This window comes from uncultured Tenacibaculum sp. (assembly GCF_947504135.1).
Classification (GTDB): domain Bacteria; phylum Bacteroidota; class Bacteroidia; order Flavobacteriales; family Flavobacteriaceae; genus Polaribacter.
Genome location: NZ_CANNGG010000003.1, coordinates 383,428 through 401,043, shown reverse-complemented (window position 1 = coordinate 401,043; position 17,616 = coordinate 383,428). Strand labels below are relative to the sequence as shown.

Here is a 17,616-nt window from a genome sequence, read left to right as displayed (position 1 = left end):
CTAAGAGAAATGAAAAATTTAAAATTACTTTTTTTGCCAATTATAGTTCTACTAATTACTTCGTGTAGTTCGGTAAGGGTAGTAACGGATTATGATACTCAAACTGACTTTAATCAGTATAAAACATTTGCATTTTATAAAACAGGAATAGACAAAGCTCCGATCTCTGATTTAGATAAAAAACGTATTATGCGTGCTATTGAAGCAGAGTTGACGGCGAAAGGGATGACAAAGTCAGCTACACCAGATGTTTTAGTGAGTTTGTTTACTAAGTCTCGTGAACGTATTAATGTGAATGATAATTTCTATGGAGGATTTTATTATCCTTGGTATTATGGTCCAAGTCCAGTAACTGTTTCTCAATATACCGAAGGTACGTTGTTTATTGATTTGTTAGATGCTGACAAAAAAGAGTTAGTTTGGCAAGGAATAGGAACGGGAGCTTTGAGAACAAGTAGTGTAGAAAGAAAGGAAGCTCGTATTAAAGAGTTTGTGGCTGAGATTATGGCGGAGTATCCACCTAACGCTAAAAAGTAAGATTTAAATTTTTTAAAGATATACAAATACGTTAAGCAGAAACATAAAGTCTGTTTAACGTATTTTTTTATGATATTTGTAACATGAGAAATAAGATATTAAAACCCACTCCTGATGAGTATTATACTAACGAACAAGGGTATAGGGTTTTTAAAGAAGCGTACCATTTACGTCGTGGATATTGTTGTAAAAACGGCTGTAAACATTGTCCTTATGGATATGATAAAAATACCGATAGTTTCAAATAAATGTGACAATAATTAGTTTATTGTTTCTAAAAAGATAGATAAAATCAAACAAGTAAACATGAAAAAAATTACAGTATTCTTTATTGCACTAACTTTTATGGGATGTGCAGAATTACAAAAAGTAGTAAATCAACTACCACAAGGAGGAGTGTTAACACAAGAACAAATTGGTAATGGTTTACGTCAAGCCTTAGACAATGGTATTCAGCATCAAGTAACCAAGTTAACTTCAAAAGATGGTTTTTATAAAAATGATTTAGTGAAAATTTTATTACCAGAGGAATTACAAGCAGTTGATAAAGGTTTGAGAAAGATAGGTTTAGGTAATTTAGCTGATGAGGGTTTAAAAGCAATCAACAGAACAGCTGAAGATGCTGTAAAAACGGCTACACCAATTTTTGTAAATGCTGTTAAGGAAATTACGTTTGCAGATGCAAAAAACATTTTATTAGGGGCGGATAATGCAGCTACTTCTTATTTAGAAGGAAAAACAACAACAGCTTTGTATAGTGAGTTTAATCCAGTGATTAAAAACTCATTTTCGAAAGTAGGAGCTGATAAAATTTGGTCAAACTTAATCACGAAATACAATAGTATTCCATTTGTTAAAAAAGTGAATCCAGACTTAACAGATTATGTAACTACGGAAGCTTTAGAAGGTGTTTTTACCATGATTGCTGTTGAAGAAAAAGGAATCCGTGAAAAAGTAGGGTTACGTGATACTCCTTTGCTACGTCAGGTATTTGCGTTGCAGGATAATAAATAAAATTAGAAAGCTCTTGAGAAATCAAGAGCTTTTTTGTTGTTGGTAATAATTAAAATAGGAATTTTCCCCGTTTTAAATTTTGATTAGTTTTTATATTTCTGTAAACCAAATATTTACGTATATTTATAATCCGCTTAAATTTTAATATAATGTCAAGAATTAATCAATTACGTAGATACAGAAAACATCTTGAAGAGAGATATTTAAGGTTGGTTGAGACAGCTAATGATTATAAATATGAAGATGAGTGTAAAAGTGACCGCTCAGCATTCAAAGCAATGAAGATTTTAGAAAAACTAAATAGAATAAAATATTTAGATGAAGATATGTCAAATCCTGCTGTGTAACTCCTTGAAATAATCAAAAGCTTTTAACAGTCTACTACCGTACCAAGAAAAGTACTCGCCATCGACCAAAATAGGTGTGCTGTTGCTTGTGTGCTCTTTTATTTTAGCAGTGTGTTTTTCTTTAAAAGGAAAAGGTTCTGAAGAAAGTAAAACGAGTTCTGCTTTTCTTTGTTTTGTGGTTTCGAGAGTAACTTCAGGGTAACGCTCTAAATCACTGTAAATATTTTCAAATTTGTTGAGCTCAAGTAGGTGATTTATAAACGTGTTATTTGCGGCAACCATCCAAGGATTTTTCCAAATAAAATAAGCTACTTTTCTGCTTTTCCTATCGTGAATAAAATTTTTAAAATCGATTACTTTTGATTCTAATTCATGAATCATTTTATCAGCTTCTTTTTTTTTGTCAAAAAAACTTCCGTATAAAGAAATAATATCAATAGCGTCAGCAAGTGTAAAGATATCAGAAACGTGAGTGTATGCTATTTGTTGGCAGGCTTCAACTATTTCTTTAGTGTTTTCTTCTTTGTTACATAAAATGATATCAGGTTGAAGTTCCTTGATTTTATCTGTTTTTATGTTTTTTGTACCCCCAACTACTGTTTTTGTTTTTAAAAGATGTTTTGGGTGAACACAGAATTTAGTTACTCCCACTATACTATCTTCAAGTCCCAAGTCAACTAGAAGTTCTGTTTGACTTGGAACCAAAGAAATTATTCTTTTATACTTTTTATCAATACCCATTAAAGCAAAAGTAAGGATTCAAAAAAAAAGAGCTATTATTTAACCCCCATTAGCTCTTGAAAATCTTTTTTATAGCTTTTACTTACTCTGAAAGTTTTATTATCATTAATTTTTACATCTGTTTCACCATAATTAGAGGTGATAATTTCATCAATAAAATTAGAGTTAATTATTGTTGATCTATGAATTCTAATAAATAAGTTAGAGTTTAACCTTTTAATAATGCTAGAAAGAGACTCTCTTAGTAAATACTTTTTGTTATCCGTAGTAAAAATTTCTACATAATAACCAGAAGCAGAAATATACTTAATTGAGTTTCGCTCTAAAAAGATTATTTTATTTCCTGATTTAATATTAATCTTGGTCCCTTTTACGGGCATTTCAATTGGAGTTTTTTCTTTTACAAGATCTAGGATGTTATCTAAGTTAGAAAGTTTTTCTATTTTTTTGTAGTCAATAACTTTTTTAATTGAAGCGTAAAATCTGTCTTTTTCTAGGGGTTTTAAAAGGTAATCAAAGGCAAAATAATCAAAAGCTTTTACAGCATGTTCGTTAGAAGAAGCTGTGAAAATAAAAATAGGCTTTTTAGGTAGAGTTATTTTTTCGATAATATCAAACCCTGTCATATTGTTGATTTTTGTATCAAGATAAACAACATCAGGGGATAAGGTGTTAATTTTTTTTATAGCATTTGAACCATCAGAACACTCACCAATGATTTCTATAAAACTATACTCACTCACTAATTTTTTAAATCTAGATCGAGCGTTCTTTTCATCGTCAACGATTAGAATTGATATCTTCATTTATAATATGTTTTCCAATAACTAAAACAACCAAATAAGAGTTCTCCCTAATTTGAAGGATGTTTAATTGTAGTTAAATTTTTATTAAAACTAGAGTTGTATGTTAAAAGTTGAGTTAGTAATTCTTAAGAAGGTTGAAGGAAACCATTGTTATTAATAATTAAGTTGATTTACGCTGCAAAATTAATGAAGAAAATCTTAAGAAGCGTAGTCGGCTAAAGGGGTTTTGAGAAAATTAACATTAATTAACAAATGATGATAAAGAGTTGTTTGTTGTTTACTTCCTTAAAGTGTTTTTTCACATCAAATAAACGGTTGTTTGATTCAAATAGGTGTAGGCAAAAACTTATTGCCGTTAGTTTTACAAATGTTAATTAATAAAAATTTAATAATTTATGAATCTACATTTAAAAAATGTGATCTGTGTATTATTCTTTTTTAGCTTTTTGCTAAATATCAATGCGCAGGAGAAGAAAATCACCGGTGTAGTATCTGATAGTTCAGGTCCTTTACCAGGTGTAAATGTAATTTTAAAGGGTACAACCATAGGTACAGAAACAGACTTTGATGGGAAATACTCTATAAATGCTAAACAAGGAGATGTTTTAGTATTTACTTTTGTTGGAATGCAAGCTGCAGAAAAAACTGTAGGTTCAGGTTCTGAACTTAATGTTTTAATGCAAGAAGATTCTAACTTATTAGAAGAGATCGTTATTGTTGGATACGGAACTAGTTCTAAAAAAGATTTAACGGGGTCTGTAGCAACAATTGGAGTAGAACAACTACAAGATAAGCCAGTAGCTAACGTAACACAGGCTTTACAAGGTAAAACTTCAGGTTTACAAATTGTAAGTACTGGAGGTAGAGCAGGTGATGCTACTCAAATTAGTATTAGAGGTAACGGTTCTTTGAGTGCATCAAACAATGCATTATACATTATTGATGGTGTTCCTCAAGAAGATATGTCTGGAATTTCTCCTGAAGATATTAAAAGTATTAGTATTTTAAAGGATGCTGCTTCTACTGCAATTTATGGTTCAAGAGCATCAAATGGTGTTATTTTAATTCAAACAAATAGAGGAGGATATCAACAAGATATTTCTGTGTCTTTTAACACTTCTTATGGTTTTCAAAATATTATTAAAAGACCAAATTTATTAGATGCTCAAGGATATAAGCAAGTATTAGATGCAGCAAGAGTAAACTATGAGCAAGATATTGCTTCTGGTGATTTAGACGCACCAAAAGATCCTACAGTTTTAACTCCATTACCTAATAGTTCTTACAATACAGACTGGTTAAAGTTAGTGTTAAGAGAAAATGCAACTGTTAAAAGACATCAGTTTAGTGTATCTGGCGGAGGAGAAAATACTAGAGCGTATTTATCAGCTTCTTTATACGATCAAGAAGGTATCATAAAAGAAGATACGTACAAAATTGGACGTGTAAAATTAAATTTAGAGCAAAAAATGAATGACTACATAAAGTATGGAGTTAATTCTTATTTCTCATATTCAGAGGCTACTCCTTTTGCAGATGATAATAGTACATATCAGCCTTATTCAAGAGCATTAGGAGCAAGACCAGATGTTAGTCCTTACGATGCGGACGGTAAGATTGCTGTTCATAGCTTTGTTAATCCGTTGTTTGCTTTTGAAAGACAAGTAACTGATAAATGGCAAAACTTAGGAGGAACATTGTTTTTAGATGTGACGCCAATAGAAAGTGTTGTATGGCACTCTGCTTTTAGTGGTAATATTAGAAGTAATAGATATAATAGATACGATGCTCCTAACACAAGAAGAGGGTTGAATGGAGATGGAGTACCTACAGGATATGGTTTGTATAGTACAGAAAACAATAGAGATTACTTAATTGAAAATACTGTAACTTATACAGATAAGTTTGCTAACGATAAATTAAAGTTAACTTTATTAGGAGGTCACTCTTTCCAACAATGGGATTATGAAAGTGCTTATGTAGCTGGTGAAAACTTCCCGTCAAGTGATTTAAATTGGTTGGTTTCTGCAGGAGAAATTAATCAAGGAGATAGTTTTTATAAGGCTATGGCATTAGAGTCGTATTTTACTAGATTACAATTGTCTTGGGATTCTAAGTATCACTTTATGGTATCAACAAGATATGATGGGTCTTCAAAATTTAGAAAGGAAAACAGATGGGGTAGTTTCCCTGCAGCATCTTTAGGTTGGACAATTTCTAACGAAAAGTTCTTCAATGTACCAGCTATTACAGAATTAAAAGCAAGAGCTTCTTTTGGATATACTGGTAACCAAACAGGTATTTCTTATGCTTCTGGACAAAGTTTAATTGGTTCTGGTGAAAATTATGATCAAGCTCCAGGTTTAGCAGCAACTACTATTTTTAACCCTGACTTAAAATGGGAAAAAGGAGAAGCTTTAAACTTAGGATTAGATATCACATTATTTGATAGAATTGATGTTAACTTAGATTACTATGAAAAAGAAACTCAAGATCTTTTAAGTAGGGTTAATGTACCGCAAGAAAGTGGATTTAGAACAATGTTAGCTAACGTTGGTAATATTTCAAATAAAGGTTTTGAAGCTAATGTTAATGCTAGAATTATTGAAAAAGAAGATTTTAAATGGAACTTCGGTGCTAACTTTTCATACAATGATAATAAAGTATTAAAGGTAGGAGCTGAATCAGGACAATACACAACAGGATTTGCCTCTATTGTTAAAGAAGGTAGCCCTTTAGGTTCGTTCTTTATCTTAGAATCAGCAGGGGTAGCTTCAGAAGCTTATACATACAAGAAAGCTGATGGTACAGACGGTCAAACAGTGGCAGCTGGAGATATGATTTATGTAGACCATAATGGTGATGGACAAATTACTGATGCTGATAAAAAAGTATTTGAAGGAGGTATTGCTCCAATCTACGGAGGTTTTAACACTTCTGTTGAATACAAAGGTTTTGATTTATCAATTAGTGGTCAATACTCTTTAGGTAAAAAAGTATATGCACTTTTCAAGGAAGACGGATTGAACGGAGGAGCAGTTGGAGCACCATCTTATTCTGAAAACATGTTAACGGAAATGTTAGATTATTGGACGCCAACAAATACGAATGCTTCTAACCCAAGACCACATTTATCTTCTGAAATTTCTGCATGGAACACTCAAAGATCTACAAGATACTTAGAGGATGCTGATTATTTAAGAATTTCAGATATTACTTTAGGATATAATTTTGACTTCTTAAAAGATTCAGATGTTAAATTCATTAAAAGTTTAAGACTTTATGCTCAAGTAAGAAACCCATTTACATTTACTAAATATTCAGGAGCAGATCCAGAAGTAAGTTATGTAGATCAAGCAGCACAAGGTAGCCAAGATAGAACAGACGGAAGTAAAATTGGAGCTGGAGTTGATTTAGGAGGTATTCCAAACGTGAAATCATTCTTGGTAGGATTAAACGTTAAATTTTAATAATAAAATACGATGATTAAAAAAATTTCAAAAATACTTTTCATAGGGTTATTTGCGGCGTTAACAACATCTTGTAGCGATCAGTTAGATATACCTTCTGAAGCATCTCTAGACGCAAATTCAAGCTTAGCAACAGAAGATGTAGATAAATTATTAACAGGGTTATATAAAAAGATGAGACACCCTAATCAGTATGGTTATTTCGCAATAATGAATACTGAAATTATGGGAGATAACTATAAGCCAGTTAAATTTCAATGGTTTCAAGTACAGAACTTTTACGAAAATAAAGTTCCTGCAAGTGATATTTTATTAAGTTATTTTTATGCAGATTACTATGCAGGTATCGATAGAGCTAATACTATATTAAAAGTACCTTCTGCAAATGAAGCTCAAAAAGGAGCAGCACGTTATAGCAGAGCTTTAAGTTACTTAAGACTTTATGATATGTTTGAAAGAGTTCCTTTAGTAGATGAAAGTTATGATAGAACACCTATTGCACCTTCTTCAAAAGAGGATGTGTTAAACTTTATTGTTGAAGATTTAAAATACGCAAAAGAAAACTGTGTAAGTTTTAATGGACTTAGTTTGTTAGAAAGTCAAAAAACTCCTACAAAAGAAGCAGCATCAGCTCTTTTAGCAAGAGTTTACAGAGTGCAAGGTGATATTGCAGCTGCAGGAGCAGAAGCAGAAGAGTTAATTACATCAGGTAAGTTCTCTTTAGCAGCAAACCCTTTAGAGAGAGATTCAGAAGTTATCTTTATGTTTAAAGGTAATAAAGCAGAAGAAGTTGGTTCTTGGGGTTGGATTATGAGTCCTATGGCAAAAGATTGGAACTGTTTTGCAGCAGCTGATGATTTAACAGCATTAGTAAAAGGAGAAGATACTCGTGAAATCTTATTTGACTTTGCTGGTAAAGATGATAATGGAGGTTATATTTACTCAAATAAATATAAAAGAGAAGATGATTCAGATTTATTAGTATCTAGAATTGCTGAAATGTATTTAATTTCTGCAGAAGCAGGTAATACAGGAAGATTAACAGAATTACAAACAGCAAGAAAATCTTCGTTAACATTAGCTGAAGAAAGACGTTTAGAAATGTCTTTTGAGTGGACAAGATGGCAAGATTTAAAATTAGAAGGAAAGGCTTCTTATGTTTTACCTTACCCAACTAGAGCGGTTGATTCTAACCCATTACTTCAGTAATAAGTAAAATAGATCTTACCCTTAAATAAAAAAAAGCTGAGAATATATTCTCAGCTTTTTTAATATATAGCTTTCTCAAATCAAAAATAAGGTGATTCAAATCAAAGTTGTAAGTATGAAGTAGTAAGCTTAATACTTTTGCACCATCTTACATCAAATTTTGTTTTCATTGATGTAATTATTTGAATTAGTTATAAAGTCAAGGAGTTATTAACCTTGACTTTTTTTATTTTAAAATATTTTCCATTTGCTGTTGTAGTTCTGTTGCTTTTGTAGCAGCAGCTTCAGCAAAATCATTTCCGTTAGAAGCATAAATAATTCCACGAGATGAATTAATTAATAACCCTATAGTGTCAGTCATTCCGTATTTACAAACTTCTTCTAAGCTTCCGCCTTGGGCACCTACCCCAGGAACTAATAAAAAGCTCTCAGGAATAATTTTTCTTATATCCGCTAAATATTCAGCTTTGGTAGCACCAACTACATACATCAAGTTTTGTGAGTTCTTCCAAGATTTAGAAGTTTCAATAACCTGTTTGTATAATTCTTTACCATCAACTGTTTTTGTTTGAAAGTCGAAAGCACCTTGGTTAGAAGTTAAAGCCAACATAATGGTATGTTTGTCTTCAAAAGCTAAAAAAGGTTCAACAGAGTCTTTTCCCATATACGGAGCAACTGTTACCGAGTCAAAAGCTAAGTCTTCAAAAAAAGCTTTTGCATACATGGTAGAAGTATTACCAATATCACCACGTTTAGCATCAGCAATGGTGAAAATTTCAGGATATTTTTCGTTTAAGTAATTAATCGTTCTTTCAAGAGATTTCCACCCTTTAATTCCATAAGCTTCGTAAAAAGCAGTATTCGGTTTGTAAGCTACACAAAGATGGTGAGTAGCATCAATAATAGCTTTATTAAAGGCAAAAATAGGATCTTCTTCTTGAAGTAAATGAGCTGGAATTTTGTCTAAATCAACATCCAGTCCAATACATAAAAACGATTTCTTTTTTCGAATTTCAGATACAAGTTGTTGTGTTGTCATGTGTTGTTGTAAAAGTTAGGCAAAAGTACATAAATTTAGCAGTTTCTGTTATCTTTGTTATATATGTTTCAATATATAGTTAACAAAATTTTTTACGGATTCTTAACACTGTTTGGTGTAGTTACTGTGATTTTTTTACTGTTTAACATTTTACCAGGTGATCCAGCTCGTATGATGTTAGATCAGAGAGAAGACACCGAACAACTACAAAATATTCGAAAAAAATACGGATTTGATAAACCTGTATTTACGCAGTATTTGTATTATTTGAATGATGTTTCTCCGTTGTCTTTTCATAGTAAAAATGCTGATAATTATACCTTCTTATCAGAAGGTAAATACAATGCGCAACCCTTGTTTTCTGTTGGGAATACAGAGGTGGTTATAAAAACACCGTATTTACGTCAATCATTTCAAAAAAATGGAAAAAACGTTTCCGAAGTAATTAAAGAAACGTTACCCAATACAGCAATTCTAGCGGTTGTAGCCATAACCATTGCTTTAATTTTAGGAATTATTTTAGGAGTCTTTTCCGCTTTATTTAAAGATACTTTTTTTGATAGACTCATAGCAATTATAAGTACTTTAGGAATGAGTGTTCCCTCATTCTTTTCGGCAATTTTATTTGCTTGGTTATTTGGTTTTGTATTACATAAATACACTCATTTAGAAATGACAGGAAGTTTGTATGAAGTAGATGATTTTGGTGAAGGAATGCATATTCAATGGAAGAATTTGGTATTACCAGCAGTAGTACTGGGAATTCGTCCGCTTGCAGTAGTCATACAGTTAATGCGTAATTCATTGTTAGAAACCTTAAGTCAGGACTATATTCGAACAGCAAAAGCGAAAGGGTTAACAATGTATCAGGTAATAAAAAAGCACGCCTTAAAAAACTCATTAAACCCAGTAATAACAGCAATATCAGGGTGGTTTGCTTCAATGCTGGCTGGAGCAGTTTTTGTAGAGTATATTTTTAACTGGAACGGATTAGGAAAAGAAATAGTAAACTCGTTAAACACGCTTGATTTACCCGTAATTATGGGAGCTGTTTTAGTAGTTGCTACGTTATTTATAATCATAAATGTTTTAGTAGATATATTATATAGTTGGTTAGATCCTCGAATAAGATTACAATAAATGAGAACATTTTTTTTATTGATTACCATAGTTTTTTTATCAAGTTGTGCCGCTTTTCAGCCAAAGTATTTTACTTCTGGTGCATTAAATGAAGAATTATTGACCTTAGAACGTGAGTCAATTTCTTTTCAAGAGATTTTAGATCAAAATCAAGGAAAGAAACTCTTTGTACAAATCTTTGCTACTTATTGCCCTTACAGTCAACGTAGCTTTAAAGATGTGCTTTTATTTCAGAAGCAAAATCCAGAATTTGAATATGTTTTTTTATCAGTAGACCATTCATACCATGATTGGAAGAGAGGTTTAGAAAATATTCCTGTTAAAGGTCAGCATTATTATATTCAAGAGAAAGGAAAAGGAGAGCTTGGGGAATTTTTAAAATTAAAAACGATTCCGAGATTTTTAGTAATTGATGAAGATAGAAATATTAAGGTATTTAAGTCATCGAAGGTGTCGGATAAATTAATTCGTTAAAGCCTAGAAATAATGTAATTTTGCAAACAGAAAATCAATAACCAGAAAAAAATAACACACGTGAGACAAAAAATAGTTGCAGGTAACTGGAAGATGAATAAAAACCTCGATGAAGCAAAAGAATTAATAGAGGGAATAAAGGAAGAAGTAAAAACTGGTTTAGAAGAAGGCACTAGAGTGATAGTTGCTCCTAGTTTTGTAAACCTAGAGTCAGCAGTAAAAAAGACTGAAGAATCACTTGTAGAAGTTGCCGCACAAAACATGCATCAATCTAAAAGTGGAGCATTCACAGGAGAGGTTTCAGCAGATATGCTAACAAATTTAGGTGTTAGCATAGTAGTTTTGGGGCATTCTGAACGTAGAGAATACTTTGGTGAAACGGATGAGTTATTAGCAGAAAAAGTAGATGCAGCTTTGGTGAACGGATTAGAAGTAATTTTTTGTTTTGGAGAATTATTAGAAGATAGAAAATCAGGGAATCACTTTACAGTGGTAGAAAGTCAAGTAAAAAAGGCTTTATTTCACTTAAAAGAAGAAGCTTTTAAGAATATTATTTTAGCCTATGAGCCAGTTTGGGCTATTGGAACAGGAGAAACAGCTTCACCAGAGCAAGCGCAGGAAATGCATGCTTTTGTAAGAGAATTTTTTGCTAAAGAGTATGGAAAAGAAATAGCTGATACCATTTCAATTTTATACGGAGGAAGTGTAAAACCAGCCAATGCTAAAGAAATTTTTTCTAAGCCAGATGTTGATGGAGGTTTAATAGGTGGAGCAGCATTAAAAGCTGAAGATTTTGCAGCAATAATTAAATCAATTTAATGGACAATATTTATATAGAATATACTTTTGAAGTAACACCAAAAGAACCAACTACAGAAATCTTAATTGCTGAATTGGGTTCTTTAGGATTTGAGAGTTTTGTTGAAAACGACAATGGAGTTATAGCGTATATTCAAAAAGAAGAATGGAATAAAGATATTTTAAATGATGTTTTTGTTTTAAACTCAGAAGAGTTTTCAATTGACTATAAACACAAAGAGATAGAACAAACGAATTGGAATGAAGAATGGGAAAAGAATTTTAATCCTATTCAAGTAGACGATTTGGTTAGTATCCGAGCTCCATTTCATGAAAACCCGAATTTGCCATACGATATTGTTATTGAACCAAAAATGAGTTTTGGTACAGGACATCATGAAACTACACACATGATGGTACAACATTTGATTAATTTAGATGTTGAAGGTAAAAAAGTTTTAGATATGGGGTGTGGCACAGGAATTTTAGCAATTTTTGCTGAAATGAAAGGAGCACAACCTATTGATGCTATAGATATTGATGCTTGGTGTTATGAGAATTCATTAGAAAATGTAGAAAGAAATAACTGTAAACATATTTCGGTTTATGAAGGAGATGCATCTTTATTAAAAGGGAAAAAATATGATGTTATTATAGCGAATATCAACCGAAATATTTTGTTAAATGATATGGAAACCTACACGAGTTGCTTAACTGAAAAAGGAGTTTTATTATTAAGTGGATTTTATAGTGAAGATATTCCAGTGATTGATAGTGAGGTGTCTAAGTACAGTTTAACATTAAAAGATACCATAAAAAGAAATAATTGGGTAGCTTTGCAGTATCAAAAATAAAACAAATGAGTACGATAGAAAAAATTCAAGAAGAGCTTGATGTTTTATTAAATGAAACAAGAAAGCACGAAATTGTTTTGCATAACGATGATGTAAATACCTTTGATTTTGTAATTGATAGTCTTGTAACTGTATGTGATCATACATTAGAACAAGCGGAACAATGTACCATCTTAGTACATTATAAAGGTAAGTGCTCGGTTAAAACAGGGGAGTATAAAGATTTAGAACCAAGATGCTCTAAGTTATTAGAGCTAGGTTTATCAGCAGAGATAGTATAAGAATGGAAAACATTTTTAGGTATTACGAATTTTCAGATTTTTTTAAAGATAACTCAGGAGCGTTTCAAGAAAACGAAATAAGCTTTTCGGAATTAAACGAACAACATTTTTTAATCTTTGAAAAGAAAAATCAAGATACAAAAACGGTATATAATTTATACGTGTCTAAGTACAAATCAAAAAAAGAGATAGGAAAAGAACCACCAGAGATATTGGAGTTACTGGTAAATGACTACGACAAATCAATACCAGAGCATCGAATTGTATTACGAAAATATTTATACTAAAAACTCAAAAAAAACTTTTTTTGAGTTTTTTTTGTTTTTATGTGACCAGTTTAAAAATATGGTGTCTTATTAGTGTAAACAAAGCAAAAAGGTTTACAAATTAATACAAGAAATTACACCCTTAAAGCAAAACACTTCTCTTAGTAAGTTGGGGGGCTGAAAAGAGAAGTTTTTCAAGGAAGGTTTAAAATAGTAGTAGTTAGTTTTTATACTAAGTTTGGTTAGACGAAAAGGCCTTAAGCGAAAGTTTAAGGTCTTTTTTATTGTGTTCTTTTAACTTAAAAATAATTAAGACTTTGTAAAAAAGAATGAAAAAAAATGTATCTTTATATAGATGAAACAGTAATAATAAAAGCCTATGTAATATCATTTTCTTTAAGTGCCACGAGCATAACTAAAAGCTAGTTTTTGCTAAAAGAAACTTGGACTTGTTGTGGTTAATATCCAAGATGAAAGTTTATTAATTAAAATTTTTAAAGAAAATGAAAAGTACATTTATAAAAACAGTTTTTATATTATTTATTGGGGCAAGTTTGGCTTTTACAACTAAACAAAATAAACTTATTGACCCTATAAAAACTGTAGCAATTTTTCAAGGTTATGATGAGTATGGTTATACTTTTTCGTTTGAAGACGAAGATGGAGATGAAGATGTAATAACCTTTGAAACCATATCAGAGAAAATATTAAAAATTTATAACTTAAAAGATAATAAATTTGTAGATCAGGTATTTGAAATTACATATGATTATAAGGTATCAGATGATGAAATTGAGACACCTGTGTTACAGTCAATAAAAAAAATAGAATAATTATGAGTATTGTAGATTTATACGAGTCAAGTAAGCATAGAAATAATGTAGCTCACTTTAGTGCTATTGTTAATCTTGCTATTATTGATGGAGGTTTAAATGAGGATGAAGAAAAATTAGTGAATCGTTTTGCTAGAAAATTAGATATAACCGAGGCAGAGTATCAAGATATAGTAGAAAACTCATAAAAATATCCAGTAGTGCCACAAGCAAAAACGGATGATAGGTTAGAGCGCTTGTTAGATTTATTCAAAATAATTTATTCAGATCATGAAATAGATGAGGCTGAATTAAAGTTAATTTTGAGATATGCTATTCAGCTAGGTTTTTCACAAGAAAGAGCAGAAGACATAATCTCTAAAACCACAAAGGTTTTTAGTGGTAAGATAGATTTAGATCAGTATAAATCAATACTAAGTATATTATAAAAAGTTAAATCCCATTCTCTTTAGAATGGGATTTGTTTTTTAAAGTGGTTGTAAGTTTTCTAACTTAAAAATTACAAGACCTTCATCATCTACATCATCAAAAATTTCTTTATACGTAATTTCAAAACTTTTATTTTTTAGAGATGAAGACTTTAAATCTAAATGTTCAAGATTCTTTTTGTTGATTTGTTCAAAGTCAATAATATCTCCGTTTTCTAATTCAAAAACATAATAGCCGTTTGTGTATCCTTGATAAACGCCGACTAATGTAACTGTTTGTTGTGAGTTATAATAAGCCATGGTTTAAATACAGTTTACTATTTATTCATTATCAAAGTCATCAGCTATTTCAATTTCATCAAAGGTATCGTCATTTTCTTCATCGTCGGTTTCATGGTCTTCCATTGACTGTTGTAACTGAGAACTTATTTTTACTAAAAAAAGAGTATCTTCGGTATTTACTTCTACCGCTTTTATTGTTTCTCCTTTACTATTTTTAAAGGAAATAATATCTGAATGATCATATCCATCAGGATATCTTTCTACCAATAAATCTAGAATATCAGTAGTTAACTTGGCATAGTCTACAATAACTCTCTTCATAAGGCTACATTTTTAATAAATAGGCAAATATTAATGGAGCAACAATAGTTGCATCACTTTCTATAATATATTTTGGTGTATCAATGTCTAATTTCCCCCAAGTAATCTTTTCGTTAGGAACAGCTCCTGAGTAAGAACCATAGCTAGTCGTTGAATCTGAAATTTGACAGAAATAACTCCAGAAAGGAGTGTCTTCTCTTTCTAAATCTTGATATAGCATTGGTACTACACAAATAGGGAAATCTCCAGCGATTCCACCACCAATTTGGAAAAACCCGATACCGTTTTCTGAGTTTTCAGTATACCAATCCGCTAAGAAGGTCATATATTCAATACCAGACTTCATAGTTGATGCTTTTAGCTCTCCTTTTACTACATAAGAGGCAAAAATATTTCCCATTGTACTATCTTCCCATCCAGGAACAACAATTGGTAAGTTCTTTTCTGCTGCTGCATACATCCACGAATCTTTTAAATCGATTTCATAATATTCCTCTAAAACTCCAGATAATAATAGTTTATACATATATTCATGAGGAAGATAACGTTCGCCAGCTTCTTCTGCATCTTTCCAGATTTTAAAAATATGTTTTTGTAGGCGTCTAAAAGCTTCTTCTTCAGGAATACAAGTGTCTGTAACACGATTTAATCCTTTTAATAATAAATCCCACTCATCTTGTGGAGTTAAATCACGGTAGTTAGGAACTCTTTTATAATGAGAGTGCGCTACTAAATTCATGATGTCTTCTTCAAGGTTGGCTCCTGTACAAGAGATGATGTGTACTTTGTCTTGACGAATCATTTCTGCAAAAATTTTTCCTAATTCTGCAGTACTCATGGCTCCTGCTAGAGATACTAACATTTTAGAGCCTTGTTCTAATTGTGCTTCGTACCCTTTGGCAGCATCTACCAGTGCAGCTGCATTAAAGTGTAAAAAGTATTTTTCTATAAAATTTGTTATAGGTTTGTTCATTTTATTATTTTTTTAAGCTTATAAAATTGCTTCTTTAATGCTAGAAGTGATAACTTTATAAGCCTTGTGTTTTTTAAATTAGCTTTTCAATAATTACCTGTACAACTTCAAAAAGAATTAGAAGAATGATAATCCATTCTAGCATGCTACTGTACTTGTGTTGTAGTATATCGTTAAATAAATCTAAATTTTCTTTAATTACGTTTAAACTATTTTCTATTCCTTGATGACGTTTTAAAATATCTAATTCATCTTTTAGTTTATAATCTAAATCAGACAAGTCTTTGTTATTCCAAGCAACATCTGGTGAGTCAAAAACAAATAAATTTTCAGCAATATTATTTTTTAAATTTAAGGTTTTACCAATAAATTTTCGCATTTGAATTTTAGAAAGTTTAAAACTTCCTGTCTTTTCTAATTGCTTTGAATACACTAATGTTTTATCGTGCAAATCAGATGTTTTGTTTACATAGTTCATCAATGCTACCGATTGTGCTAGGTTAAGCATAATGATATGTGCTACATCATCATTTAATTCTTTAATTTGAATAGTTCCGAAATCAACTTCTATAGTATCAGAAAAAGTGATGTTGTATTTTTCTGAGGGCAAGTTGTTGATATTTGAATTTTCTTTATTAATTAAAAAACTAACAATTTGATTAATTAAATCATTTGTACAGTTCATAAAAAAACAACACTTCCATAATCTTTTATATAGATGTATGAATTGTTTGTGATTTTATATAGTAAAAAAGAATGTTCTCTTTTGACTAACTCATACGATTCAAACTGAGAGCGAATAGCACTAAGTGCTATTCGTCTTTCAAGATGATATGCAATTGTTTGTAAGTGCATTTTAGTAATCGTCGTCGTCGTTTTTAAACTTCGCTAATTTGTTAAATGGAGAGCTTTCGTCATCATCGTAATCTTCTTCATCTTCCGTAGTAGAAGAAAACTTATAGCTCAACATTTTATAATATAATTTAGCCGCTAAAAAGTCTGAAGACTTTTCGTTTTCGTTAGGGCATAATTCTACGATATCAAAACCTACTACGTTTCTTTCAGTAAATACTTTCTTTAAGAACTCTAGTGTTTCGTAATAGAATAATCCTCCTGGTTCTGGTGTTCCTGTACTTGGTAATAAAGATGGATCAATAGCATCTAAATCGAACGTGATAAAAACATTACCTGTTAATTGATCAATCACATCATCCATCCAATATTCATTTACAGCCATGTCATGAGCAAAGAAGACTTTTTCCATGTTCATTGATGACTTTTCTGTAATATCCATACTACGAATTCCTACTTGTACTAAGTTAGTAGTTTGGCTTGCTTCGTAAACAGCACAAGCATGGTTACACTTAGTTCCTTCGTATTCTTTACGTAAATCAGCATGCGCATCGATGTGTAATACTGTTAAGTTGTTAAAACACTCGTTAAAAGCACGGATAGTACCGATAGAAATTGAATGCTCACCACCAAAAAGAGTTACAAACTTATTCTTATTAATAAATTTTTTAGTTGTTGCATGCACAGCTTCTACCATAGCTTCTGGAGAAGAATCTTCTGTAACAGCATCCGCTAAATAAACACCTTCTTTGTATACTTCGCTATCAGTTTCTATATCATATAACTCCATGTTCTCAGAAGCGTTTAAAAACGCCTCTGGACCTTTATCAGCTCCTTTTTGCCAAGTGCTAGTTCCATCATAAGGAACAGGGATTAATACTACTTTAGCAGTTTCTAATTTTGCGTATTGATCAGGAATACCTGCGTAATTTCTTTTTTCCATTTTTATTG

The 17,616-nt window shown here is 31.2% G+C and carries 23 protein-coding genes; 15 read left to right on the top strand and 8 right to left on the bottom strand.

Annotated elements, in window-relative coordinates; all coding sequences use genetic code 11:
* Positions 1-9: 9 nt before the first annotated feature.
* The 4 genes from Q0663_RS08245 (at position 10) to Q0663_RS08230 (ending at position 1,898) form a co-directional block, all read left to right on the top strand.
* Complete coding sequence (locus Q0663_RS08245; protein ID WP_299009227.1) at positions 10-537, top strand: DUF4136 domain-containing protein; 528 nt, start codon at positions 10-12, stop codon at positions 535-537.
* An 83-nt stretch (positions 538-620) separates the two neighbouring features.
* Positions 621-785, top strand: a complete 165-nt coding sequence (locus Q0663_RS08240; protein WP_299009226.1) for a DUF5522 domain-containing protein — start codon at positions 621-623, stop codon at positions 783-785.
* Positions 786-843: 58 nt separating this feature from the next.
* Positions 844-1,551 carry a DUF4197 domain-containing protein gene (locus Q0663_RS08235; protein WP_299009225.1) on the top strand — a complete coding sequence of 236 codons (708 nt, stop codon included), beginning with the start codon at positions 844-846 and terminating at the stop codon, positions 1,549-1,551.
* A gap of 149 nt (positions 1,552-1,700) precedes the next feature.
* Positions 1,701-1,898, top strand: a complete 198-nt coding sequence (locus tag Q0663_RS08230; RefSeq protein WP_299009224.1) for a hypothetical protein — start codon at positions 1,701-1,703, stop codon at positions 1,896-1,898.
* On the opposite strand, the gene Q0663_RS08225 is transcribed toward Q0663_RS08230, so the two are convergent.
* Together Q0663_RS08225 and Q0663_RS08220 are read right to left on the bottom strand one after the other, a co-directional pair.
* Entirely contained in the window at positions 1,881-2,639 is a 759-nt protein-coding gene (locus Q0663_RS08225; protein WP_299009222.1) for an ABC transporter substrate-binding protein, read from the bottom strand. The two genes, Q0663_RS08230 and Q0663_RS08225, sit on opposite strands and share 18 nt — an antisense overlap.
* A 35-nt stretch (positions 2,640-2,674) precedes the next feature.
* Positions 2,675-3,445, bottom strand: a complete 771-nt coding sequence (locus Q0663_RS08220) for a LytTR family DNA-binding domain-containing protein (RefSeq protein WP_299009220.1) — start codon at positions 3,443-3,445, stop codon at positions 2,675-2,677.
* Positions 3,446-3,840: 395 nt separating this feature from the next.
* Between Q0663_RS08220 and Q0663_RS08215 the strand changes: the two genes are divergently transcribed.
* Entirely contained in the window at positions 3,841-6,915 is a 3,075-nt protein-coding gene (locus Q0663_RS08215; protein WP_299009218.1) for a TonB-dependent receptor, read from the top strand.
* A 12-nt stretch (positions 6,916-6,927) separates the two neighbouring features.
* Positions 6,928-8,124: a RagB/SusD family nutrient uptake outer membrane protein gene (locus tag Q0663_RS08210; protein ID WP_299009216.1), complete on the top strand. Its 1,197-nt coding sequence runs from the start codon at positions 6,928-6,930 to the stop codon at positions 8,122-8,124.
* A 226-nt stretch (positions 8,125-8,350) separates the two neighbouring features.
* On the opposite strand, the gene pyrF is transcribed toward Q0663_RS08210, so the two are convergent.
* Positions 8,351-9,163 (bottom strand): orotidine-5'-phosphate decarboxylase, encoded by an 813-nt coding sequence (gene pyrF / locus Q0663_RS08205; RefSeq protein ID WP_299009214.1) that lies wholly within the window; start codon positions 9,161-9,163, stop codon positions 8,351-8,353.
* A gap of 63 nt (positions 9,164-9,226) precedes the next feature.
* On the opposite strand from pyrF, the gene Q0663_RS08200 reads away from it, so the two are divergent.
* From Q0663_RS08200 to Q0663_RS08160, 9 genes are all read left to right on the top strand, one after another.
* A complete protein-coding gene (locus Q0663_RS08200) occupies positions 9,227-10,303 on the top strand; it encodes an ABC transporter permease (protein ID WP_299009212.1) in 1,077 nt (358 codons plus the stop codon).
* Positions 10,304-10,777 carry a thioredoxin family protein gene (locus Q0663_RS08195; protein ID WP_299009210.1) on the top strand — a complete coding sequence of 158 codons (474 nt, stop codon included), beginning with the start codon at positions 10,304-10,306 and terminating at the stop codon, positions 10,775-10,777. It begins immediately after the preceding gene.
* A 60-nt stretch (positions 10,778-10,837) separates the two neighbouring features.
* A complete protein-coding gene (gene tpiA, locus Q0663_RS08190; protein WP_299009208.1) occupies positions 10,838-11,596 on the top strand; it encodes a triose-phosphate isomerase in 759 nt (252 codons plus the stop codon).
* Positions 11,596-12,429 carry a 50S ribosomal protein L11 methyltransferase gene (gene prmA, locus Q0663_RS08185; protein WP_299009206.1) on the top strand — a complete coding sequence of 278 codons (834 nt, stop codon included), beginning with the start codon at positions 11,596-11,598 and terminating at the stop codon, positions 12,427-12,429. The genes tpiA and prmA overlap by 1 nt, the downstream gene beginning before the upstream one ends.
* A 5-nt stretch (positions 12,430-12,434) precedes the next feature.
* Positions 12,435-12,710 carry an ATP-dependent Clp protease adaptor ClpS gene (locus Q0663_RS08180; protein ID WP_121146033.1) on the top strand — a complete coding sequence of 92 codons (276 nt, stop codon included), beginning with the start codon at positions 12,435-12,437 and terminating at the stop codon, positions 12,708-12,710.
* Between the two features lie 2 nt (positions 12,711-12,712).
* Entirely contained in the window at positions 12,713-12,997 is a 285-nt protein-coding gene (locus Q0663_RS08175) for a hypothetical protein (protein WP_299009198.1), read from the top strand.
* Between the two features lie 482 nt (positions 12,998-13,479).
* Positions 13,480-13,809, top strand: a complete 330-nt coding sequence (locus Q0663_RS08170) for a hypothetical protein (RefSeq protein ID WP_299009197.1) — start codon at positions 13,480-13,482, stop codon at positions 13,807-13,809.
* A gap of 2 nt (positions 13,810-13,811) precedes the next feature.
* Positions 13,812-13,997: a hypothetical protein gene (locus Q0663_RS08165; RefSeq protein WP_299009195.1), complete on the top strand. Its 186-nt coding sequence runs from the start codon at positions 13,812-13,814 to the stop codon at positions 13,995-13,997.
* A 12-nt stretch (positions 13,998-14,009) separates the two neighbouring features.
* Positions 14,010-14,237 (top strand): TerB family tellurite resistance protein, encoded by a 228-nt coding sequence (locus Q0663_RS08160; RefSeq protein WP_299009193.1) that lies wholly within the window; start codon positions 14,010-14,012, stop codon positions 14,235-14,237.
* 39 nt (positions 14,238-14,276) lie between these two features.
* Here the strand turns inward: Q0663_RS08160 and Q0663_RS08155 are convergent, their stop codons facing one another.
* The 5 genes from Q0663_RS08155 to speB form a co-directional block, all read right to left on the bottom strand.
* Positions 14,277-14,537 (bottom strand): hypothetical protein, encoded by a 261-nt coding sequence (locus Q0663_RS08155; RefSeq protein WP_299009191.1) that lies wholly within the window; start codon positions 14,535-14,537, stop codon positions 14,277-14,279.
* 21 nt (positions 14,538-14,558) lie between these two features.
* Positions 14,559-14,840: a hypothetical protein gene (locus tag Q0663_RS08150; RefSeq protein ID WP_047788432.1), complete on the bottom strand. Its 282-nt coding sequence runs from the start codon at positions 14,838-14,840 to the stop codon at positions 14,559-14,561.
* A 4-nt stretch (positions 14,841-14,844) separates the two neighbouring features.
* On the bottom strand, positions 14,845-15,813 hold the full coding sequence (locus Q0663_RS08145; RefSeq protein ID WP_299009178.1) for a deoxyhypusine synthase family protein: 969 nt from the start codon (positions 15,811-15,813) through the stop codon (positions 14,845-14,847).
* A gap of 73 nt (positions 15,814-15,886) precedes the next feature.
* Positions 15,887-16,498, bottom strand: coding sequence for an RMD1 family protein (locus tag Q0663_RS08140; RefSeq protein ID WP_299009176.1), 612 nt, complete (start codon positions 16,496-16,498; stop codon positions 15,887-15,889).
* A gap of 171 nt (positions 16,499-16,669) precedes the next feature.
* Positions 16,670-17,608 carry an agmatinase gene (gene speB / locus Q0663_RS08135; RefSeq protein WP_299009173.1) on the bottom strand — a complete coding sequence of 313 codons (939 nt, stop codon included), beginning with the start codon at positions 17,606-17,608 and terminating at the stop codon, positions 16,670-16,672.
* Positions 17,609-17,616: the final 8 nt, after the last annotated feature.

Bases quoted from the DNA above. Each gene is read 5' to 3' on its own strand.
- Q0663_RS08245 (WP_299009227.1), top strand. From the start codon at position 10: ATGAAAAATTTAAAATTACTTTTTTTGCCAATTATAGTTCTACTAATT.
- Q0663_RS08240 (WP_299009226.1), top strand. From the start codon at position 621: ATGAGAAATAAGATATTAAAACCCACTCCTGATGAGTATTATACTAAC.
- Q0663_RS08235 (WP_299009225.1), top strand. From the start codon at position 844: ATGAAAAAAATTACAGTATTCTTTATTGCACTAACTTTTATGGGATGT.
- Q0663_RS08230 (WP_299009224.1), top strand. From the start codon at position 1,701: ATGTCAAGAATTAATCAATTACGTAGATACAGAAAACATCTTGAAGAG.
- Q0663_RS08225 (WP_299009222.1), bottom strand. From the start codon at position 2,639: ATGGGTATTGATAAAAAGTATAAAAGAATAATTTCTTTGGTTCCAAGT.
- Q0663_RS08220 (WP_299009220.1), bottom strand. From the start codon at position 3,445: ATGAAGATATCAATTCTAATCGTTGACGATGAAAAGAACGCTCGATCT.
- Q0663_RS08215 (WP_299009218.1), top strand. From the start codon at position 3,841: ATGAATCTACATTTAAAAAATGTGATCTGTGTATTATTCTTTTTTAGC.
- Q0663_RS08210 (WP_299009216.1), top strand. From the start codon at position 6,928: ATGATTAAAAAAATTTCAAAAATACTTTTCATAGGGTTATTTGCGGCG.
- pyrF (WP_299009214.1), bottom strand. From the start codon at position 9,163: ATGACAACACAACAACTTGTATCTGAAATTCGAAAAAAGAAATCGTTT.
- Q0663_RS08200 (WP_299009212.1), top strand. From the start codon at position 9,227: ATGTTTCAATATATAGTTAACAAAATTTTTTACGGATTCTTAACACTG.
- Q0663_RS08195 (WP_299009210.1), top strand. From the start codon at position 10,304: ATGAGAACATTTTTTTTATTGATTACCATAGTTTTTTTATCAAGTTGT.
- prmA (WP_299009206.1), top strand. From the start codon at position 11,596: ATGGACAATATTTATATAGAATATACTTTTGAAGTAACACCAAAAGAA.
- Q0663_RS08180 (WP_121146033.1), top strand. From the start codon at position 12,435: ATGAGTACGATAGAAAAAATTCAAGAAGAGCTTGATGTTTTATTAAAT.
- Q0663_RS08175 (WP_299009198.1), top strand. From the start codon at position 12,713: ATGGAAAACATTTTTAGGTATTACGAATTTTCAGATTTTTTTAAAGAT.
- Q0663_RS08170 (WP_299009197.1), top strand. From the start codon at position 13,480: ATGAAAAGTACATTTATAAAAACAGTTTTTATATTATTTATTGGGGCA.
- Q0663_RS08165 (WP_299009195.1), top strand. From the start codon at position 13,812: ATGAGTATTGTAGATTTATACGAGTCAAGTAAGCATAGAAATAATGTA.
- Q0663_RS08155 (WP_299009191.1), bottom strand. From the start codon at position 14,537: ATGGCTTATTATAACTCACAACAAACAGTTACATTAGTCGGCGTTTAT.
- Q0663_RS08150 (WP_047788432.1), bottom strand. From the start codon at position 14,840: ATGAAGAGAGTTATTGTAGACTATGCCAAGTTAACTACTGATATTCTA.
- Q0663_RS08145 (WP_299009178.1), bottom strand. From the start codon at position 15,813: ATGAACAAACCTATAACAAATTTTATAGAAAAATACTTTTTACACTTT.
- Q0663_RS08140 (WP_299009176.1), bottom strand. From the start codon at position 16,498: ATGAACTGTACAAATGATTTAATTAATCAAATTGTTAGTTTTTTAATT.
- speB (WP_299009173.1), bottom strand. From the start codon at position 17,608: ATGGAAAAAAGAAATTACGCAGGTATTCCTGATCAATACGCAAAATTA.